This is a genomic window from Providencia sp. PROV182 (assembly GCF_028480325.1).
GTDB lineage: Bacteria > Pseudomonadota > Gammaproteobacteria > Enterobacterales > Enterobacteriaceae > Providencia > Providencia hangzhouensis.
Genome location: NZ_JAMPOL010000004.1, coordinates 217844 through 236246, shown reverse-complemented (window position 1 = coordinate 236246; position 18403 = coordinate 217844). Strand labels below are relative to the sequence as shown.

Below are 18403 nucleotides of genomic sequence, written 5' to 3'. Positions count from 1 at the left end.
TCAACATATACGAATTTTCATATGCGTTTAGTTAAAAAATCACTAAGAGCAATGATTATTTATCTCTTTTGCATTCAAACTTTGAAGTAAGCCTGACACTCTATTTTTCTCTGTAGCATAGGTGACATCAATAATGCTTTTTACCCATGGTAGTAATGCCGGAGATAAGCGATAGTGAACCCATTTGCCATGCTTTGAATCTAACAGAAGACCTGACTCTCTTAGCATTGCTAAGTGCCGAGATGTCTTTGGTTGCGATAGATTTAAAGCCGTATAAATATCACACACACACAGTTCACCAGCTGCTTTCAAAAGCAGCACGATATCGAGCCTTGTTTGGTCACCTAAAATTTTAAACAGTTGTAATGGTTCCATGTGTACCTCTTCAATCTTTTCTTTAAATTACACATAAATAATACATACGTCAAATCGCATATATTATTTATGAACTATTTTGATTTTTTGCACTAACTGACTGGCGCATGATGAACAGTCGCGTTTCCATGATAATCAATACATTTAAGAAACTGATATAGCTAGACGTCAGTTGAACGAAGAAGGGTTAAAGGCCTACAGGATTCAATATAAATCCATATCACATTGATTATAAACAGCTTAAATTTATTCAATTTCGTACCATGTCCCCTTTTTATTTTATGACTCAAAAATTAAGAGGTTTAAGCTTCTATTTTCCCAAAACCACCAACATTGCAAAAACATCATCAGTTAAAGCTTTTATTGCAGATAATGAAACTCCAACCAGCCCCCCTACTCGTGTTTTCCACAACTCCGTTTCAAACGGAATCGTAAAATTAACACTAGTGCGATTTCAAATGACGGCAGTGATTAACCAATCTTATTTAAACTTCATTTTCAGGCTTTAGCTTGAACATGATGGTAGTTGATTCAAGGTCACCATTAACTGATTGAGCAAACTCAGGGATTTCACCGCTAACCTGCCATCCTAGAGAACTATATAAGCTAACAGTTATTCCTTTGGTATTTGTATCTAATGTTAAAAGTGCCAATCCTGTTTCCCATGCTATTTGCTCAGCCGCTAGCATTAGTCTCCTTGCTAGCCCTTTGCGCCTGTAATCAGGTAACACCAATAACTTACAAATTTCCCCTCGATGTTTACCATTTGGTTTTATACATAGCTCAAGCCCAACGACACCAACAATTTTATTGTCTACCTCTACTGAGATCAGCTTAAAATTATTTGTTGATAAAGAGTGATTAACACCAACCCAATAATTTCTCATATCCTCTATTTGAGCTTTTGCGTCAGTATACCCAACACTAGCCCCACCAAGGACGCATCTATACAATAAATTGGTCAGCTCATCTATTTTGTTGTCGCTTATTTTGCCACTATAGCAACGTATAATCATATTTGCGCCTCAATAAGTGTGTCATTGCACAACAAGTTAGTAGATTAACTATGAATTACTTGAGCATACAAGTAACTAAAATTTTATAGATATATTTGAAATTGCCTCGGTAACTTCGGATCAAATGATCTGGTCATCTTAAAGAGGGTCAGTTAAAGGTAGGTAGCTATCCGCGCTCCTGTTAGCTGATAACCATTAAACCATCCATAGTGCCTGTAGCGATTACATTGTTTTCTTTCTGACAGGTCATAAGCTCGTAGCTATATCTAAGTAACTAAAACTAAACAAGTGACGGTAACAATAAAATTGACACCTACATTAATGAGTATAATAATCATTTTCATATATGGGTTTATCTTAGGGAGCGAAATGGAAAAGAATAAAATTTATTTAATCTATAGCCGAAGCCCTACAAAATAAGATAAACAAAATTAACTTAGATTGGGAAGTTTACCCTGATAATACAGAGTCAGACATAGAAAAATTAATTTCTCAAAATGCAAAACTGCTCATTTACACTCCAGGTCTAAGGTTTCAATTTAACAGAACGGGATTTGATAAAAATAATATTATCTACCTTAGCTCAATGGAATACGCTAATAACGTAACCTCTCGTGCTTTAAAGAGAATTAATGAAATAGATAAAACACAATAAGATAGTTTGCAGTAGACCACATGCGGGATTATACCGCATGTAGATATAATCTATTGATAATGCTTAATTTGTCACAAAACCAGAATAATGATAATTGGTCATCGTTTCAGTGACCAATGGCAATAGGCAGCAACACATTGTTTTTATTACTAACGATCACTGTGATCTCTTTAAACCTTAGCGTAACCTCACCGTTATTGGCTTAACCCTTGCTGTAATCTTGCCGATTATAATTGATATTTAACACTCAAAAATTATTGTAATTTCTATCGTCCTATTTCATATTCAAATAGAACTTAACTAAAATTAATGAGGCATTATGGACAAGGCATTAATTGTCATTGACGCACAAAATGACTATCTTTCTGATGGTCGGTTTCCCTTATGGAATATTGATACTACTTTGGAGCATATATCCAATAAAATTTCAGAGTATGAAAGAACTGGTGATATTGTGATTTTTATTCAACACTTATCACCACAAGGAGCCGTTTTTTTTGATGAAACAACAGATGGTTGTGAAGTTATCTCTAAACTCACTAGCTTATCTCCAGGCCATTTGATTGTGACTAAAAAGCATGGTAATTCCTTTGATGAAACAAATCTCAATGACTTGCTTATAACCCATAATATTAACCATATCGAATTATGCGGGATGATGACTCAAAATTGCGTCCTATTTACTGCTATTTCTGAACAAGCAAAAAAATATAAATTATCAGTATTAGGTAACTGCTGTACAAGCGTCTCACCTGTAATTCATGCTGTAGCACTGAGGGGCTTATCTAGAATAACGAATGTTATTTAAATTACTATAAATACTCACCAAAGCTATGTACTCGTAGCTTTCTTTCTATTTTCTTTGCTGTAACTTATTGATATTTATTCAGAGGAGCAAATTGTCCTGCAGGTATCGCAATACTTATCTGCATTGTGGTTACTTTTATCTCATGGGCATTATTAGAGTATTGCCAGCCAGTGACGAGCCACTAATTTCAGAGTCTCTTAATGCTAGATTAACTATTGAACAATATAATCAGCGGTCAATATCATTATATTTCCACCATGTCCGTTGCAATCAATCCTAACTACATGTTTTGGTGTCTGTGTTATTAATGTGTGCGCGTTTTCAAAATGAGTTATTGATGTCAATTTATGATCGATTGCGCCAGATGTATAAATAGCCTCTACTGATAGCTTACATAAATCATAGTTCATTTTTTCAGCATAAAGAAAATCCCAATCACCATAATTAGACCTTTTTCCATCTGCTACTAATGGATCAATACCATTACTAGAATGTGCATAAAAACCAGAGCAGGCAATCATTAGCAAGCTAGCAACTATGTATCCTTTCATCTCACCATCCCGTCAATTAGTTTCAGTCATGTTAGCTTAGCGGAAGTGCAAATTGAAGTTAATTAGTTGGAGGCATATAGCCTGGGAACATAGTCAAAGTGCAATGCGTTATTAGAAATATGATTACGACTAACACCGTCATCCCAACCCAAGGATTCCATGGTTTTATTGAAAACCTCCATTTTTCATTGATAAAACATCATCCTGGAATATTGGCATTTGGAGCTATAGTCATAGTGCATTTTGCTATAGCGAATATAATAGAGAAATATATTAAGTACCCAAGCCAATTACGTATATCACCCCCTCCAGTTGTATAGAAAACAAATACTAGGATAGATACAGATTTCAGGCAATAACCAGCAATACCCCTAGCAAGTTGATGATAATAACGCTTGGTATGCAGGATTAAAAAAGCTGGAATTGAAGATTTCAGATTTCATGATCTGCGGCATACATGGGCGAATTGGTTGATTCAGTCTGGCGTCCCGCTTTCAGTTCTACAAAAGATGGGCTGCTGGAAATCGGTTGATATGGTGAGAAGATATGCTCACTTAGAACCTAATCATTTAACTGAACGCACGAAGCCAATAGACACTATTTTCGGTACTTGCGTCCCAAATACGTCCCAGTTAGCAAAAGTGGAGAATTTTAAATGATGGTAAGTGATTGAAAATTAATGGTGCTCTACAGGATTCGAACACAAGTTAATTAACATTGTTTTATAATGAAAATATTGTGTTCGATAAATTTTATACCAACAAATATACCAACAATTGTTTTTTTGCAAAATAATTACGGCTTCTAGTTTACACTAAAGGCCACCGTTTTCATGCGCTCACAATTATGTAAGCCAAAAACTTTATCAAATTGCATGTCGACTTTCAAAACACTCGTACATCTTTTCCGTCATTACCCACAGCGCCTTATTCAATTTAATATCGCCATCAATGCCATTCACCGAACGAGTACGAGCACGCTTACCTTTAGCATTCCTGCCTGATAATCCTCCCTTGATTAAATTTTCCTGCAAGCGTTGATACACAGTCCACAGATCATCTTTCTTATCCTCCCAGCGACGAGGCTGCAATACTTGTTCCTCAGTAATAGGTTGATGTTCCTCACCAAAGCGATACGTTAAAGCTGCTTGTGCCAAGGCTTGTTGTGCTGGTGGAGGTAACAATAACGATTGCATCTCCTCACGCTTTTCTGCCACCGTATCAAAGGTTTCCAATACTTCATATGCCCCTTCAATCACTTTATCGACGACATTACCTTTGTGTGGAACTCTGACCTCTCCAAAGGTATCGCCACAAACCAGCCCATTTTGACAAACATAGCGAAAAAAGCCCGGTAACATTTGATAGCTACTCGATCCATCATGGCTATTAAGTAAGATGATTTCAGGCACTTGGCTCCCCGTATTTGGTCATGACGTCTGAGGCGTAACAGATGTTTAGTATGATCACGACGGCTGTCATCTCGCACACGAGTTTGGCATGCAAAGAACGGGTAAAAACCTTCTTTCTGTAAACTATCGAGTAAGGTAATAGTAGGAATATAAGTGTATCGGTCACTTCTAGATTCATGTTTTTCTTCTGAAAACACACTGGGTACTGTGCGAAATAACTCTTCAATCGTTAATGGGCGGTCACGACGAATGCTATTCGCCGCACCAAAGCGAGAGGCTAAACGAGTCATAATCAATTTCCTTGAAAATAAAGTCTATAGGTAAGACTGAGAGAATAAATTAAGTAAGTGGCTAATCGATTATATGGAAAATGGCTGAACTTTCAGGGTGTTGAATGGCGTAATCACGAAGCTGATAGAAACGCTCAACGAGTAGCTCACTTTCCGTTCTAAATGACCACTGGCTATACAGCATCAAGCAGACAGCGACACCTGCCGCTTCAGGGCTCAGTACTGCTTCATTGCCATTGTGCATATTGAACAGTGTGAGTTTTTCAGAGCCCAAATCAGGATAAATAAATGCACCGCCGTTGGGTAATATGCAGTATTCCCAATAACCGCCCGTGTATTCCTCACAGAACTGGCCCATGATAGTGAAAATGACCACTTCAAAGGTGGCGAAGCCTTTAACGGTGCCAAAGTGGGTTTGCCAAAAATACGTGCGCTGGTGGTTTGGAACGGGTGTTGCGATAAGTGATTCAAGTGTCATAAGAAAGCCCTTTTGTGGATAGGATGAAATAAAAAAGGCAGACCTGTTGGCCTGCCGCTATGCTGTTATTACATTGAAATAGTTGAGTTTTAGTGGTCACTAAATAACCCGTTAAGCAGTCGCTCAATGGCGCCGCCTAATAACGTGGTACAGGCTAGCGTCGCCCCAAGTCGAGCCGCTTGAATTTCCGTGTCGGAATACTCACCTTCAAGTGTGAGTTGCTCATTGACCGTCTTCTGGGCGTAGTAGGTAATAGATACCAGTGTCACAACGCTCACGGAGGTCGCGATAAGTTTAAAAATTGACATAAATTAACCTGTAGTTAGAGCATTCACTGAATGCGAAAAACTTCAAGATTTAGTAGCGATAATGGGAGACATCGGGTTTTTGGAAGGATTGGGTTTGGTAAAGAAATAATGCTTTAGCCACCTTTTTAATTGCTTGTGGGGTTTCTAATTTACCTTGGTAGGCCCATTCTAATGCATCCGTACGCGCAGAGCTCCCTAAGACTTTTTCCATCATCGGAGTAAAATCGAAGCGCCCTTGTACATTTTCAAAACTGTATAACGCATGCGTTAAAACGGGTTTTTCAGGGTTAACTAAACTCCAAATAAACACTTGGGTTAATGCCCAGTCCTGAGCATTTTTCTGCACTTGATTTAACGCTGTAATATATTGTTTTGTTATATAAATCCCTTCATTTTGTTGCTTTTTAAATTGTGATAATGCCTCTCCATTTTGTTGCTGATTATTCGATAATTTCTCACGGATCTGCATTTCAACATTTGCAGTTTGATTTAACCAAGGTAATAAATACTCGCTGACATCAGTTGTCTCGTAGCGTAATGATCCCGTTATCTCATTCCAATCTTGCAATTGTGTCATTGCCTGTTCAGATGGATTATAGTCTGGCTTAAATTCTATTTTATAATTCATCAAATAGGGCTGCTCTACATGACCTCGTAGGAGCGACCAATCTTGCTGAGAAAGCGTTGTGATAACCTGTAAGACTTGACTTAATGATTGTTGAGAAACATTTGATTCTGTAGCGGGTGGTTCTGCATTTTCAAGACGAGGTATTAACGCTGCCATACTTTCAATCGAGGTTTGATACCAATTATTCAAATCGTGATTTATTGGCGCTTGTAGTGAGCCATCGGTCAATTGACATTTGTATATAACCAAAGGACGTTCTTGATCATCTATTAATGTTTCCCATGTTGGTGAAATACAGTCTTTGCGGTGATTGAGTAAACCACCTAGAGTCACGCTACGATCATAAGAATAAATTAATCCTTGAACCCGTTGGATGTCAGATTCTGTATTCTGAGTGTTAGATGCAGCGATAGCATTACAACTTGTCACGAATATTGCAGTATTAATCAAACTTAAAAGTCGTATTTTTTTCATGATAGTTCCTTTGTATTAAATAAGGATTGGATATATTGATAATGTGGTAAGGCTTGAATAAACGCCTCTTCACATAACCGTTGGTTGAGTGCTTCACGATAACGAAAGCCCCGCGCCGTCATGACCACATCTTGCAAGGCCATCACATCAAAGACATGAATGTGCTCCGCGATATCGGTGGCGAGATACCAATGACCGTGGTAATAAATCAACTTATACGGGGCAACGTTCGTGATGCTTTTTCCTTGGTGGGCAAATTGCAGTAAACGCCGTTTTACAATGGCTTGTGTAAGGACATAAAAGCCCCCAAACAGCGAGGGACGCTGCTCAGGTGGGGTATGATAGACAATGAACGGTGAATCAATCGTCGGGTCGAGCAGAACTGCTAGCAGCTTTCTGTCTAAGGCAGGAAACAGTGAGGTGACATGCGTAATCGCGGCAAAGCGCAATATGTCCTTATCGGTACGGAAGGGGCGCTGTGATGCAGCCAATCGATAGCCACCTTGGTGATATTCCAAATCCAAATACTGAAGGCGCTCATTAAAGTCACGCCGTAGGGTACGGGTTGAGACGTTCAGCTCCTCTGACAGTGCCGATAAATAAACGGTTTCTCCTCGAAATAATTGACTGATAATAAACGCCAACCGAGACGCAAACCGGTCATGGCGAGACACGGATGTCGACATGATGTTGTCCTTATTAAAATAGCTCCGGCAAGCGGATAGAATGGGATTGATAAACCTTATTGTGATAAGGCTTTTTGTCGTAAGTACGCCACAATGATGCAGGCAGGAACGGTGACGCGATAAGCGGGTCCCGCTAAGTCAGCGACAAGCCATGCCGAGCTCACGGCAAGACCAATCGGACCCGCAATCAAAGACAGCGCCCGATGCGCAGCAAAGAGTGTACCGAGGGTGGCAACCCCGCCGAGCGCATTAATCACACCAATGGCTGAGAGTGTGGCCACTTCCAGTGCAGCAATGCCAGAGGTTCGGATAGCTGCTTGAACCGCAATCAAAATCAGTTGAGGCGTGGGGTTGGTGAGGTTAAGTTGCATATCACGAGAGAAGGCTTGTAGCTCTTCCGTGGTCAGCGCATTTAAGCTTTTTTCTAATACTTTCAATAACAAATTTAATTCCAAGGTTTCGGTATTACCCTCCTTTGGATAATTGACATCAAGGTGGTCACAGACGTCCTGTAAGATTTCACGGTACAACACGCCCTTATTGCCTCGGACGAGACTCATCAAACTGTTAGCCCCAAAAGCTTGCAGCTCCGCCGCAATCGACATCCAGTATTGCTGGTGCTCAGGGTGGTAGAGCTGGTATTCAGGCGAACTGGTTAAGGTTTCAGTCCAGCGCTTTTGTCCATCTTTGCTGTCGTGAGTCAGGATAGACACAAGTAAGCCCAGCTCTTCATTGCTGCATTCACGTAAAAATGCTAAATCGGTATCTAATCGGTAAGTTGCCATCAGTGTTATTCCCCAGTATGAAAAAGAGAACACCACGATAACAACCTTACCGGACAGGTTATGTCCGGCTATTTGACTTTTTTTCGAGAGAGAAATGAAGGGAAATGACAGGGTGTGTCGCAAAAACAACTCAACATATTGATATATAGCAAATAATTACATTACCCATAAAATGATATATATGTGAAAAAAAATTGAATCGTAATGAATTTTATTTATTCATCTTCTTTTTCAATTAGATACGTCAGGTACTCGTTAATTTTCATTCGATTTTGTTTAGCTAATCTCGATAGCTTATCTTTCACACCTTTATCTAAATACGTGTTCAGCACTTTCTTTTCCACGATTTGGGTTCGATAGTTTTCTTGTGACCACGCCTTTTTCATTTTAATAATTAATAACTCTTTTGAGTCTGCCGATATATCTAAACTAACATCAAAACACCCCATTAATTGCACTCGTTCACTAGCAAATGTATAAACTTCTGAACGAGACCATCGAGAAAATAAGCGAGACCTTGCAATATAATTTTTCGCCCATTTCATCTGCATTGGATTACGTTCATCAATCCATGACAGGTAGTTTGTATCCTTGATTAACATCCACTTTCGTTTCAAATATGCAAGAACTTCCTTTTTCTTTTCTATTGAAGAACCCAGTAAATCAAAAAAATACATAATATTATTTAATGCATCTTTTGCATTGTTGGGTGATTGAGATAAACCTTGCTTACGATACTCATACTCACCCAATGGAGTTGGGTAATCAATAGGCTCATATTCAGATGTCCGATGCATGCCTCGATATCGATGGTTATTAATAGCAAAAATCTTTTTGTTCGTTAAATAATGATTGATGTAATAGAGAATAAAAAACGTACATCGCTCATTGGATTTAATCCAATCAAATTCTTCATTTTGTATAACTTTACAACTAAATTCGTCTTTCGCCTCACGAATGAATCGCATACGCTCTGTCGTATCTTCCAACTTATTTTTTATCGCTTGATTAAGCTCTTTTTCACTTTGTGAATGGACCTTCATTAATGGAAGATTCAACGTTTTTGAAATGTAAGAACTATAAAAATACCGTTCTCTGTCATTGCTTATTTTTAAGTATTTATCTTGATTAGACATAAACCACCCCCTAAAGAACTACGTAGTAATAGTGTAGCTTATTTTGTCTTTAATTAGTCTCTATTATGTCACAATTTACGTTGTTTTTATGTCATATCTCATGTCTTACACACATATAGACAGATTGATTATAAAATTATTAATTTCAATATATTAAAACAAAAAGCACTAACTTAAAGCATATGAAAAGTACCTAAAATCAAAAAATAGGTATGATAACCCCAAGCATAACCATTCATTAAACATTGAAACCCGAGTTCAGCTTCTAGGATTGTTTATTATTAATGAGTTAATCAGTATGTCTCTTGTTTATCTTGACCCATTCACAATCATGTTAACTACAGAAGAATGAGAACATGTAAAACCATGCTCAATTGTCACTGAAAAACATTACGCATAAGCAATACAACTCCATGCTGATTTTTACCTAAATCAGCATTATTCACATCGAGGCCTATAAAAAATTAAAAATAACTCCTCTGCCTGATAATACGAACCTTTATTCGATCACAGGCAAATAAAATGACAAATCGCGCACTTCACTTAAATCAAGTTGTTCTCTCTACTGTTTTTGAAAATGACCGTCTAACGCTCACTCGAGACCACTCAATGCGTGAGTTGGTCTCGCTACTCATGGGAAATATTAAACACCTTTCAAAACGTCTAACTCATAAATTAGATTTATACAAAGGCATTCCCTTGTCACCTAATAACCCACGCTTGCAACTCACCTCGGTGTCCCCCAAAGGTGAGCTCTTTTTAGAAACGCTGAAGTTCATCAATTACATTCAATCAATGAAAATATCGCGAATACAGCGTTTGCATCCTACCCTTGAGTTGTTGGTCTCTCTTTTTAACAAATACCGCCTAAGCGACATACTCACAGACAAAGATAAATACTGGCTGGTGGATACTCCTGAACACCTTCAGTGGCTTAACGAGGCCTTCCATGAGTTCCAAAGCACGTTAAAGAGCCCTGACTACAAAAAGCAAGTTCGTACCTTCGAGCAAGGCGCTCAGAAGAATTACAGACGAGCTCAGCAGTACATTGATTCGTTGTATCAACGTTACTCCAAACTGTTAGTTGTGCGTGTAGATCTGTCTTACAAAAGTGGAATTAGTCATAAAATCAGAGCTCACCACCTTCGTCAGCATCGCCAAGCCCTGTACAAAGCCATTAATAGCGACCCACTCTTTTCATGCTGCATCGGGTATATCTTGAAATTGGAATTCGGCATGGAAAAAGGATTTCATTATCACGCCTTATTTTTCTTTAACGGTCAAAAGGTTTGGGGAGACATCACTCTGGGTAAGCTCATTGGTGAACTCTGGCAAGAACGTATTACGAACATGGCAGGCCTGTACTTTAACTGCAATTACCAGAAAGAAAGATATCGCGAACTGGGGATTGGCTTACTAAAACGTGCTGATGAGGGGAGTAAGAAAGGATTGCTCAATGCGGTGAGGTATTTATGTAAAGCTGATGCATGGGTTCGCCTTGCTGTGCCTGAACTCAAACGCACCTTTTGGCGAGGAGAAATCAAACCGAGAAAACGCCAGTAGTTAGCAACCAAATTATTTTTTACACATCCGGTTAATGATGTGGAGTGATATCCACATCAACCGTTTCGATATCGCTCCTGCTTTTTACCTACTTTAAAAACAGGAGTTTTACCATGAGCACTCAAACTGAAAATATTGCATTACTTGCTGACCAATTCATTGACATGAAATTTATCACCGCATATACGGGTATGACGGATAAGTGGTTCTATAAGCTCATTCAGGATGGTGAATTCCCAAAACCTATCAAGTTTGGTCGTATGTCGCGCTGGTTAAAAAGTGAAGTTATTCAATGGATACAAGCACGTATTGATGAATCGAGAGGAGCCTAGCGTTACCCTAGGCTCTTAAACCACCCGTACGCATTACTGCACATCTTATACATCACACCTAATCCTTTGACCATCTACTTCCCTTAAACCGCACCGGGCACGATTGAGTGCGTTTGAGACTCAGTACGCCTTAACACGAACCTCCTTCAATACCAATACAGGCGCATGCTCTGCGCCATTCGTATTTTAAAGATGAGTAACCAATACCACCCTGAGTTTTAGATACTCAGGGTATTTAATATTAATTGTCCAAAAGGGTTGCACCCATGCTTAAATTACATGAAATCAAAATGTCTCTCGCCCTAACACAAAACAATCGATTCGCGGGAGCCACTCAGGAACCAAGTGATTCACGAGAAAGTTATTACTGTTCTCACTGCGGCGAACCTGTCACATTGCATAAGACACCGACGGAGTCATGGTTTACCCATTCAGAGCCTCGGACGGCAGAACATTGTCCACTGGTCATCAGTAAGCGCAAGAGCCTACAAGACAAAGAACGGCTGAACACTCACGTTCGGTCAGTGTCCCCAATTTTAAATGTCAAGGATTGGTTTTGTGTCCAGTGCCGTGACTATTTTACAAGTAATCGAAAGCATTGTCCGAACTGTAATGAAGGGATCTGGTGCATTCCAGCGGAGAATGTGACTAATGAGCATCAACCTAAAACAGAAAAATAGTTTTTATTGTTACTTTTTAATGTTCATGGTGTTGGATTAACCAATCAGAGGGTTGTAATGTCTGCCCTTAAAGGGAGTAACGCCCAGATTTTACGTATGCTAGCACACTCTTGACACTGGTCTTTCATCTGCAATTTTGGCGGTGGTTTGCATTCATAAACCCGTATATTGATTTACTTTGTACATAAGTTTGAGCTCACTCATAATTAAATTAGTCTAAATGATTTTTCCACCAGTTGTAATATCATGAATAAATTTTGTTCTAGCTCTTTTTTTTCTGTTCCTAACTCACTATTTTTCCAAACAAAAAATTTTACATATGATGATATCCTCATTAATTTAAGTAAGTCCTGACTATTTGGCAATCTTTTTGCCATAAGCCAATCTTTGACCGTTCGTTCGCTCACATTTAGGTTTTCTGCAAGAATTTTGCTCGTCCATGCTTGTTGATGCATTTCTTTGCGCAAAGCTAATGAAAACTCATTAATAAGTTCAAGACGATTTATTCTGATTTTGGGCAATTTCTTGCCTTTTGAGTGCAACATTTTTCACTTCTCTTTAGGTAATATTAAAGGCGAATAGGAGTCGTTAGAATGCGTGCAAAACTTAATCTACAGAATCAAAATAATGCGGTTGCCTACATTAGAATGTCTACGGATCATCAAGAGTTTTCGCCAGATATTCAGCGTTGTTTTTTGCAAGATTATGCGGAAAAAAATCAGCTTTGCATTGTAAGAGAATACATTGATGCGGGTAAAAGTGGATTAAATGCTGAAAATCGTCCGGAATTTCTTTCCATGATACAACGAGTTCAAAGTGGGCAAGCGGATTTTCAACATATTCTTGTCTATGATATTAGCCGTTGGGGACGCTTTCTTAATATTGATGAATCAGGCCATTATGAGCAAATTTGTACGAATGAAAAAATAAGAGTGCATTACTGTGCAGAGCCGCTTTTAGCTGGAAATGATGTTGGTGCACAGGTTTTCAAAGTTATTAAGCGTTGGTCTGCTGGGGATTATTGCCGTGAATTAGGCATTAAAGTGTTTAATGGCCAAAAAAACTTAATAGAAAAAGGTTATCGCCAAGGTGGGCCTGCAGGGTTTGGTTTACGACGGTGCTTAATTGACAGTGATGGTACCCCTAAATTTAATCTAAAGCGAGGTGAGCGTAAGAGCCTTCAAACTGAAAGAGTTATCTTAGTCGCTGGGCCAAAAGATGAGCAAGACATTGTACTCCAAATTTATCATGAATTTATTTATGAACATAAAAATGAGCAACAGATAGCAAATAGCCTGAACGAACGTGGCATTTTGACTGATTACGATACAGTTTGGACTAAAGGAATTGTTCATCAAATTTTAGTCAATGAGAAATATGTAGGCCATAATGTTTGGAATAAATCTTCCGCCTCAAAAACGAGACGCCAATATGGCAAAAATCCCCCCGAAATGTGGATTAGGCAGGAAAATGCATTTGAAGCCATCGTACCTCAATCTCTTTTCAATGCAGCGCAAGCCATTATTCATCAGAGGTCATTCAGGTTAAGTGATGAAGATATGCTTGAAAAACTTAAATTTTTACTTAAACAAGAAGGAAAGCTATCAGGTCTTATCATTGATGAAGCAGACAATTGCCCATCAAGCAGTGCATATACAAGCCGATTTGGTAGTTTGCTTAAAACATATACGCTGATTAATTACGAGCCTAAACGTGATTATCGCTATGTGAAGCTAAATCAACAACTTCGTCAGCAACATAGCCTTATTGTACAACAAACTATTGATAAAATCCGATCACTCAATGCATCTGTACATCGAAATGAAAGAACAGATTTATTAACGATTAATGGCGAATTTACCGCATCGATTGTACTAAGCCGGTGTATTTTGACTGGCAGTAATCGAAAACGCTGGGTCATTCGTTTTGACACAAGTTTAAACCCTGATCTTACGATAGCCGTTCGTTTAGATGAAAATGCGAAAGGGGTGATTGATTATTACCTTCTCCCCATAATGAGGGAACCGCAACGTAAGCTCAAATTAAATGAACAAAATCCATCTGAGATTGAAATTTATCACTTTTCTAACTTAGGACGTTTTTTTTCAATGGCAAAAAGAATTAGCTTAAAGGAGCATCTGAGATGAGAAATGATGAAATTACGGTGCTACCTATTAGCCATATTCGAGTGATAAACCCTCGTAGCCGTAATAAGAAAATCTTTGCAGAATTGGTTGAAAATATTGCAACTCTTGGTTTAAAACGCCCAATTACAGTTACAAAAGCAAAACGTGAAACGAATGATCAACCTTATAATTTACTTTGCGGGCAAGGGCGATTAGAAGCCTGTATCGCATTAGGCGAAAAATCTATCCCTTGTCGCATAATTGATGTCGATAATGAAAGCGCATATTTAATTAGCCTTGTTGAAAATATTGCGAGGCGAAAACACAGCACTGTAGAATTACTCTTTGGAGTTAAATGCTTAGCTGAACGTGGATATAATTCACAAGATATTGCGAGGAAAACAGGTTTAAACAAATCTTATATTAACGGTATTTTATTATTATTAAATCAAGGTGAAGAAAGGCTCATTAATGCAGTTGAGAAAGGATATTTACCGATGAGCGCTGCTATTTCAATTGCTCGAGCAGAAGATCAAAGTGTTCAACAACATTTGGCAGAACTTTATGCACAAAAGCAACTCAATCAAAATTCGCTGGGTAAAATTCGAAACCTCATCCATCGGCGAAAATTAGCAGGTAAAACAGCTCACAGCGGACCTTATATAAAATCAACCTCATATCGCCAAGATACATTATTACGGATCTACAAAGATGAAACAGAAAGGCAAAAAATGATGATAAAACAAGCTGAATACAGTGAACAACAATTCAATATTATTCTGTCTTGCCTTACTCGGCTTTTTGGCAATAAGTACTTTTGTTTGTTACTCAAGTCAGAATGCTTGGATGATTTGCCAAAAGATCTCAGCGACCATTTAGCGAGACATCAAAGAGAAAATAAAAATGCCTAAAAACATTACTTATGCCTTTCATAATTCATTGATATTACTTCCCTTAACAAGGATTTTGCTTACGAGAAAAATAGATAAAGTTCAAGAACAAAGTGTCAAGTTTAAGAGTATTTTCTCATCAGTCAAAGAAATCGGTATCATAGAACCCTTAGTTGTTTATCCAGAAGGTGAGGACTTTATCCTGTTGGATGGACATCTACGTTTACTGGCTTTAAAAAATCTAGGAAAAGTCGATACGCTGTGTCTCATTTCTACAGATGATGAAAGCTTCACTTATAATAAACAAATTAATCGACTTACGACAATTCAAGAACATAAAATGTTAGTCAAGGCGATTGAACGTGGTGTATCTACTGAATTAATTGCAAAAACGTTAAATGTGAATATTGAAAGTTTGAAGACTCGGGTAAACTTACTTAATGGAATTTCAAAAGTCGTCGTTACAAAGCTAGCAGACAAGCAAGTAAGTAAAGATATCTTCCGTATTTTACGTAAAATGAAACCAGAACGCCAAATCGAAGCGGTTGATATGATGATAGCAAGCAACAAATATTCGTCTACTTACGCCAATATGATGTTAGCTGCATCTCAGCCCAATGAGCTTGTTGCAGAGAAAAAGAAAAACAGTTCTGATCCTGTTTTAGGACTTGCCATTATTGAAAAAGAAATGACGAAACTTAAAAGGAATTATAAAATCTCTGAAGAAAAGTTAGCTGAACTCAATCTCAGTTTAGTCGTTGCGCAAGGTTATATTAATAAACTTCTTAAAAATCAATCAATAGTTAGCTTTTTGAAAGAAGAATATGTTAATGTTTATGAGGCATTATTCGCTATTTCTGAAAAGTAGTTAGCCACAATAAGGATAAAAAATCCCCGTCAGTGTTGAGAGCTTCGTTGATGATCTTGCTCGCCCTCCCCAACTGGATGGTCAACAATCCAGCTTCGTGAGCAATAATAGTGTGGTAAGTCGCCTCAAAATATCACACTAACACCTTTAATTACACCGATATCACGACCAGAGTAAAAAAAACAGTGTAATCATCTAAGCCAACTAAACTTACATCAAAATCAATCAATATTTAACGCTTGAAAACCTCACAAATGAAACCAAATATTCCAGTAAATATCTTCCCAAGCATTTATTCGCCAGATTAAATTTTATTTACCAAAAAATGCGATTTCATCTTATTGTCCTTCTTGTCAATTTATGTAAATGTTAACAGTAAATTTAACTTAAGGTAACATTCTCAATGAAAGTAAGTTGTCCTCTTAATTTCGTACGCAACGGATTTATGGACATATTAGCAAGGATGCCCTGAACCGACATTTCATCACTGGCACCGCCTTAATTCATTGGGTTAGATAAATACATTTGTTGATTCATGAATTAGGCAAAAATATGCAGGAAAAAGCATTACCCCTTGCGCGTCGTCATGTTGGCGAGCAACACCGTTTCTTTAAATGGAGTTTGCTAAGCTTATGTTTTATGTCAGCGCCCTTATTGGCTGACCCCGTCAACCAAGCACTCTCTATCGATGCCCGCGAGCAACAACGCCAGCAAGAACGTGAACGTATGCTACAGCAGCAAAACAATCCTGTTGTAGATACGCGTATTCAACAACCTGATTTAACGCTACCCGATTACCCACAAAATGAGCACCCCTGCTTTACCATCACATCCATTCGTCTTGATGGTGAGTCCGCCGCCGATTTTCAATGGGCGCTAAAGGCCGTTAACGATGCCAAAGGCCAATGCTTGGGTAGCCAAGGGATTTTGTTGGTCCTCAATAAAGTCCAAAATGCCATTTTAGAAAAAGGGTATGTCACCACCCGCGTGATGGCACAAGAGCAGGACCTGAATCAAGGTGAATTAGTCCTCACACTTCAGCCGGGGCGCATTAATGCGATTCGTTTTGATGAAGGCGCCTCATGGCGTGGGCGCTTGTGGAATGCAGTTCCTGCTTCCTCGGGCGACATTCTGAATCTACGGGATATTGAGCAAGGGCTGGAAAACTTTAAACGTGTACCGAATGTGACTGCCGATATTCGTATTGAACCCGGCCCGGTTGATGGCACCAGTGACTTAGTGGTCAGTTGGCAAGAAAAACGCCCTGTACGATTAAGCTTGGGTTTGGATGATAGCGGGTCAAAAAGTACCGGGCGCTATTTAGGCTCTGCGACGCTAGCCATTGATGCCCCGTTTGCCCAAAACGACATGTTTTACGCCAATATCAGCAAAGACTTATTTGATAAAGGCCCTTTTGGTAACCGCTCTTATACCCTGAACTACTTTATTCCTGTTGGCAATTGGGGCTTTGCCGCCAATTACAACGAATATAATTATCACCAAAATATCCCCAATGCCAACGAAGTGCTGCGTTATAGCGGCAAGAGTGATACCGCACAATTTACCGTGTCACGGTTACTGTTTCGCGACCAAGTCCACAAAACCACGCTTAACTTACGTACCTACCGAAAAACCGCCAGTAACGCGGTCAATGACATTGATATTGAGCAGCAACGCCGCCGTACCGCGGGCTGGGAAGTTGGTGTCAATCAGCGCAGTTTCTTAGGCAATGCCACACTCGATGCCAATGTTAACTGGCGTCGCGGGACAGGCGCCTACGGCGCACGCCGTGCCCCTGAAGAAGATACCCACAGCGGCAGTGCCCGCGTGGGGATTTTTCTTGGAGACATCAGTTTCAATCAGCCCTTCACGTTGGGCGAACAGCCTTGGCGCTGGAATACCGCTTTACGTGGTCAATGGACTCAGCATACCCTAACACCTCAAGAACGCATGTCTATTGGTGGACGTTATACCGTCCGTGGTTTTGATGGCGAGCAAGTGCTGTCGGGTGAAAAAGGCCTGTTATGGCGCAACGAACTGGCATGGAATGCTTTCTCTCAAGGGCAAGAACTGTATTTAGCCGCTGACTACGGGCGTGTTGAAGGCCAAAGTACCAAATATCTTGTAGGACACCAGCTAGCGGGAACCGCATTAGGGATGCGCGGCTCAGTTTCATCACGTTTAAGCTACGACCTGTTTGTCGGCGTGCCGTTATATAAGCCGAAAAAATTTGAAACCTCTGGGGCAAGTGCAGGCTTTAGCCTCAATCTTGAAATTTAATCGCATTTTATTGATTTGATAGTCGATAGACATTTTCAGTTTTACCCGTGTCTGCACTGTTTT

18 protein-coding genes and 2 pseudogenes are annotated in these 18403 nt (G+C 39.2%); 9 read left to right on the top strand and 11 right to left on the bottom strand.

Going from position 1 to position 18403, the window contains the following annotated elements; genetic code table 11:
• Nucleotides 1-42: 42 nt before the first annotated feature.
• On the bottom strand, nt 43-375 hold the full coding sequence (locus tag PR834_RS03840) for a metalloregulator ArsR/SmtB family transcription factor (RefSeq protein WP_004262433.1): 333 nt from the start codon (nt 373-375) through the stop codon (nt 43-45).
• Between the two features lie 485 nt (nt 376-860).
• Nucleotides 861-1391, bottom strand: coding sequence for a GNAT family N-acetyltransferase (locus tag PR834_RS03835; RefSeq protein WP_196724661.1), 531 nt, complete (start codon nt 1389-1391; stop codon nt 861-863).
• A 974-nt stretch (nt 1392-2365) separates the two neighbouring features.
• Between PR834_RS03835 and PR834_RS03830 the strand changes: the two genes are divergently transcribed.
• Entirely contained in the window at nt 2366-2854 is a 489-nt protein-coding gene (locus PR834_RS03830; protein WP_262960540.1) for an isochorismatase family protein, read from the top strand.
• Nucleotides 2855-3066: 212 nt separating this feature from the next.
• On the opposite strand, the gene PR834_RS03825 is transcribed toward PR834_RS03830, so the two are convergent.
• Nucleotides 3067-3405: a hypothetical protein gene (locus PR834_RS03825; RefSeq protein ID WP_004262443.1), complete on the bottom strand. Its 339-nt coding sequence runs from the start codon at nt 3403-3405 to the stop codon at nt 3067-3069.
• Between the two features lie 381 nt (nt 3406-3786).
• On the opposite strand from PR834_RS03825, the pseudogene PR834_RS03820 reads away from it, so the two are divergent.
• Nucleotides 3787-4064, top strand: a pseudogene (locus PR834_RS03820) (tyrosine-type recombinase/integrase); the annotation flags it as partial.
• A 206-nt stretch (nt 4065-4270) separates the two neighbouring features.
• Here PR834_RS03820 and PR834_RS03815 read toward each other — a convergent pair.
• The 7 genes and pseudogenes from PR834_RS03815 to PR834_RS03785 all read right to left on the bottom strand — a co-directional run bounded on the left by PR834_RS03815 (nt 4271) and on the right by PR834_RS03785 (nt 9601).
• Nucleotides 4271-5106, bottom strand: a pseudogene (locus PR834_RS03815) (DUF932 domain-containing protein).
• A 61-nt stretch (nt 5107-5167) separates the two neighbouring features.
• Nucleotides 5168-5584: an antirestriction protein gene (locus PR834_RS03810; protein WP_262960538.1), complete on the bottom strand. Its 417-nt coding sequence runs from the start codon at nt 5582-5584 to the stop codon at nt 5168-5170.
• A gap of 89 nt (nt 5585-5673) precedes the next feature.
• On the bottom strand, nt 5674-5892 hold the full coding sequence (locus tag PR834_RS03805) for a hypothetical protein (RefSeq protein WP_262960537.1): 219 nt from the start codon (nt 5890-5892) through the stop codon (nt 5674-5676).
• A gap of 49 nt (nt 5893-5941) precedes the next feature.
• Nucleotides 5942-6994, bottom strand: a complete 1053-nt coding sequence (locus PR834_RS03800) for a hypothetical protein (RefSeq protein ID WP_272536449.1) — start codon at nt 6992-6994, stop codon at nt 5942-5944.
• Nucleotides 6991-7680: a helix-turn-helix transcriptional regulator gene (locus PR834_RS03795; protein ID WP_272536448.1), complete on the bottom strand. Its 690-nt coding sequence runs from the start codon at nt 7678-7680 to the stop codon at nt 6991-6993. The genes PR834_RS03800 and PR834_RS03795 overlap by 4 nt, the downstream gene beginning before the upstream one ends.
• Before the next feature lie 56 nt (nt 7681-7736).
• On the bottom strand, nt 7737-8465 hold the full coding sequence (locus tag PR834_RS03790) for a DUF3944 domain-containing protein (protein ID WP_262960534.1): 729 nt from the start codon (nt 8463-8465) through the stop codon (nt 7737-7739).
• Nucleotides 8466-8680: 215 nt separating this feature from the next.
• Nucleotides 8681-9601, bottom strand: coding sequence for a hypothetical protein (locus PR834_RS03785; RefSeq protein ID WP_262960533.1), 921 nt, complete (start codon nt 9599-9601; stop codon nt 8681-8683).
• A 522-nt stretch (nt 9602-10123) separates the two neighbouring features.
• Between PR834_RS03785 and PR834_RS03780 the strand changes: the two genes are divergently transcribed.
• The 3 genes from PR834_RS03780 to PR834_RS03770 all read left to right on the top strand — a co-directional run bounded on the left by PR834_RS03780 (nt 10124) and on the right by PR834_RS03770 (nt 12176).
• Nucleotides 10124-11164, top strand: coding sequence for a YagK/YfjJ domain-containing protein (locus tag PR834_RS03780; protein ID WP_272536447.1), 1041 nt, complete (start codon nt 10124-10126; stop codon nt 11162-11164).
• A gap of 113 nt (nt 11165-11277) precedes the next feature.
• On the top strand, nt 11278-11496 hold the full coding sequence (locus tag PR834_RS03775) for a helix-turn-helix transcriptional regulator (RefSeq protein ID WP_262960531.1): 219 nt from the start codon (nt 11278-11280) through the stop codon (nt 11494-11496).
• Between the two features lie 266 nt (nt 11497-11762).
• The gene (locus PR834_RS03770; protein ID WP_262960530.1) at nt 11763-12176 is read left to right on the top strand and encodes a zinc-ribbon domain-containing protein; all 414 of its coding nucleotides are present in this window, start codon (nt 11763-11765) and stop codon (nt 12174-12176) included.
• 206 nt (nt 12177-12382) lie between these two features.
• Here PR834_RS03770 and PR834_RS03765 read toward each other — a convergent pair whose 3' ends face one another.
• Nucleotides 12383-12721, bottom strand: coding sequence for a hypothetical protein (locus PR834_RS03765; protein ID WP_262960529.1), 339 nt, complete (start codon nt 12719-12721; stop codon nt 12383-12385).
• A gap of 48 nt (nt 12722-12769) precedes the next feature.
• Here PR834_RS03765 and PR834_RS03760 point away from each other — a divergent pair, with 48 nt between their 5' ends.
• From PR834_RS03760 to PR834_RS03745, 4 genes are all read left to right on the top strand, one after another.
• Nucleotides 12770-14323: a recombinase family protein gene (locus PR834_RS03760; RefSeq protein ID WP_262960528.1), complete on the top strand. Its 1554-nt coding sequence runs from the start codon at nt 12770-12772 to the stop codon at nt 14321-14323.
• Nucleotides 14320-15213 (top strand): plasmid partitioning protein RepB C-terminal domain-containing protein, encoded by an 894-nt coding sequence (locus PR834_RS03755; RefSeq protein ID WP_262960527.1) that lies wholly within the window; start codon nt 14320-14322, stop codon nt 15211-15213. Before PR834_RS03760 ends, PR834_RS03755 begins: the two co-directional genes overlap by 4 nt.
• Nucleotides 15206-16060 carry a plasmid partitioning protein RepB C-terminal domain-containing protein gene (locus tag PR834_RS03750; RefSeq protein ID WP_262960526.1) on the top strand — a complete coding sequence of 285 codons (855 nt, stop codon included), beginning with the start codon at nt 15206-15208 and terminating at the stop codon, nt 16058-16060. The genes PR834_RS03755 and PR834_RS03750 overlap by 8 nt, the downstream gene beginning before the upstream one ends.
• A 639-nt stretch (nt 16061-16699) precedes the next feature.
• Nucleotides 16700-18340: a ShlB/FhaC/HecB family hemolysin secretion/activation protein gene (locus PR834_RS03745; protein ID WP_272536477.1), complete on the top strand. Its 1641-nt coding sequence runs from the start codon at nt 16700-16702 to the stop codon at nt 18338-18340.
• Nucleotides 18341-18403: the final 63 nt, after the last annotated feature.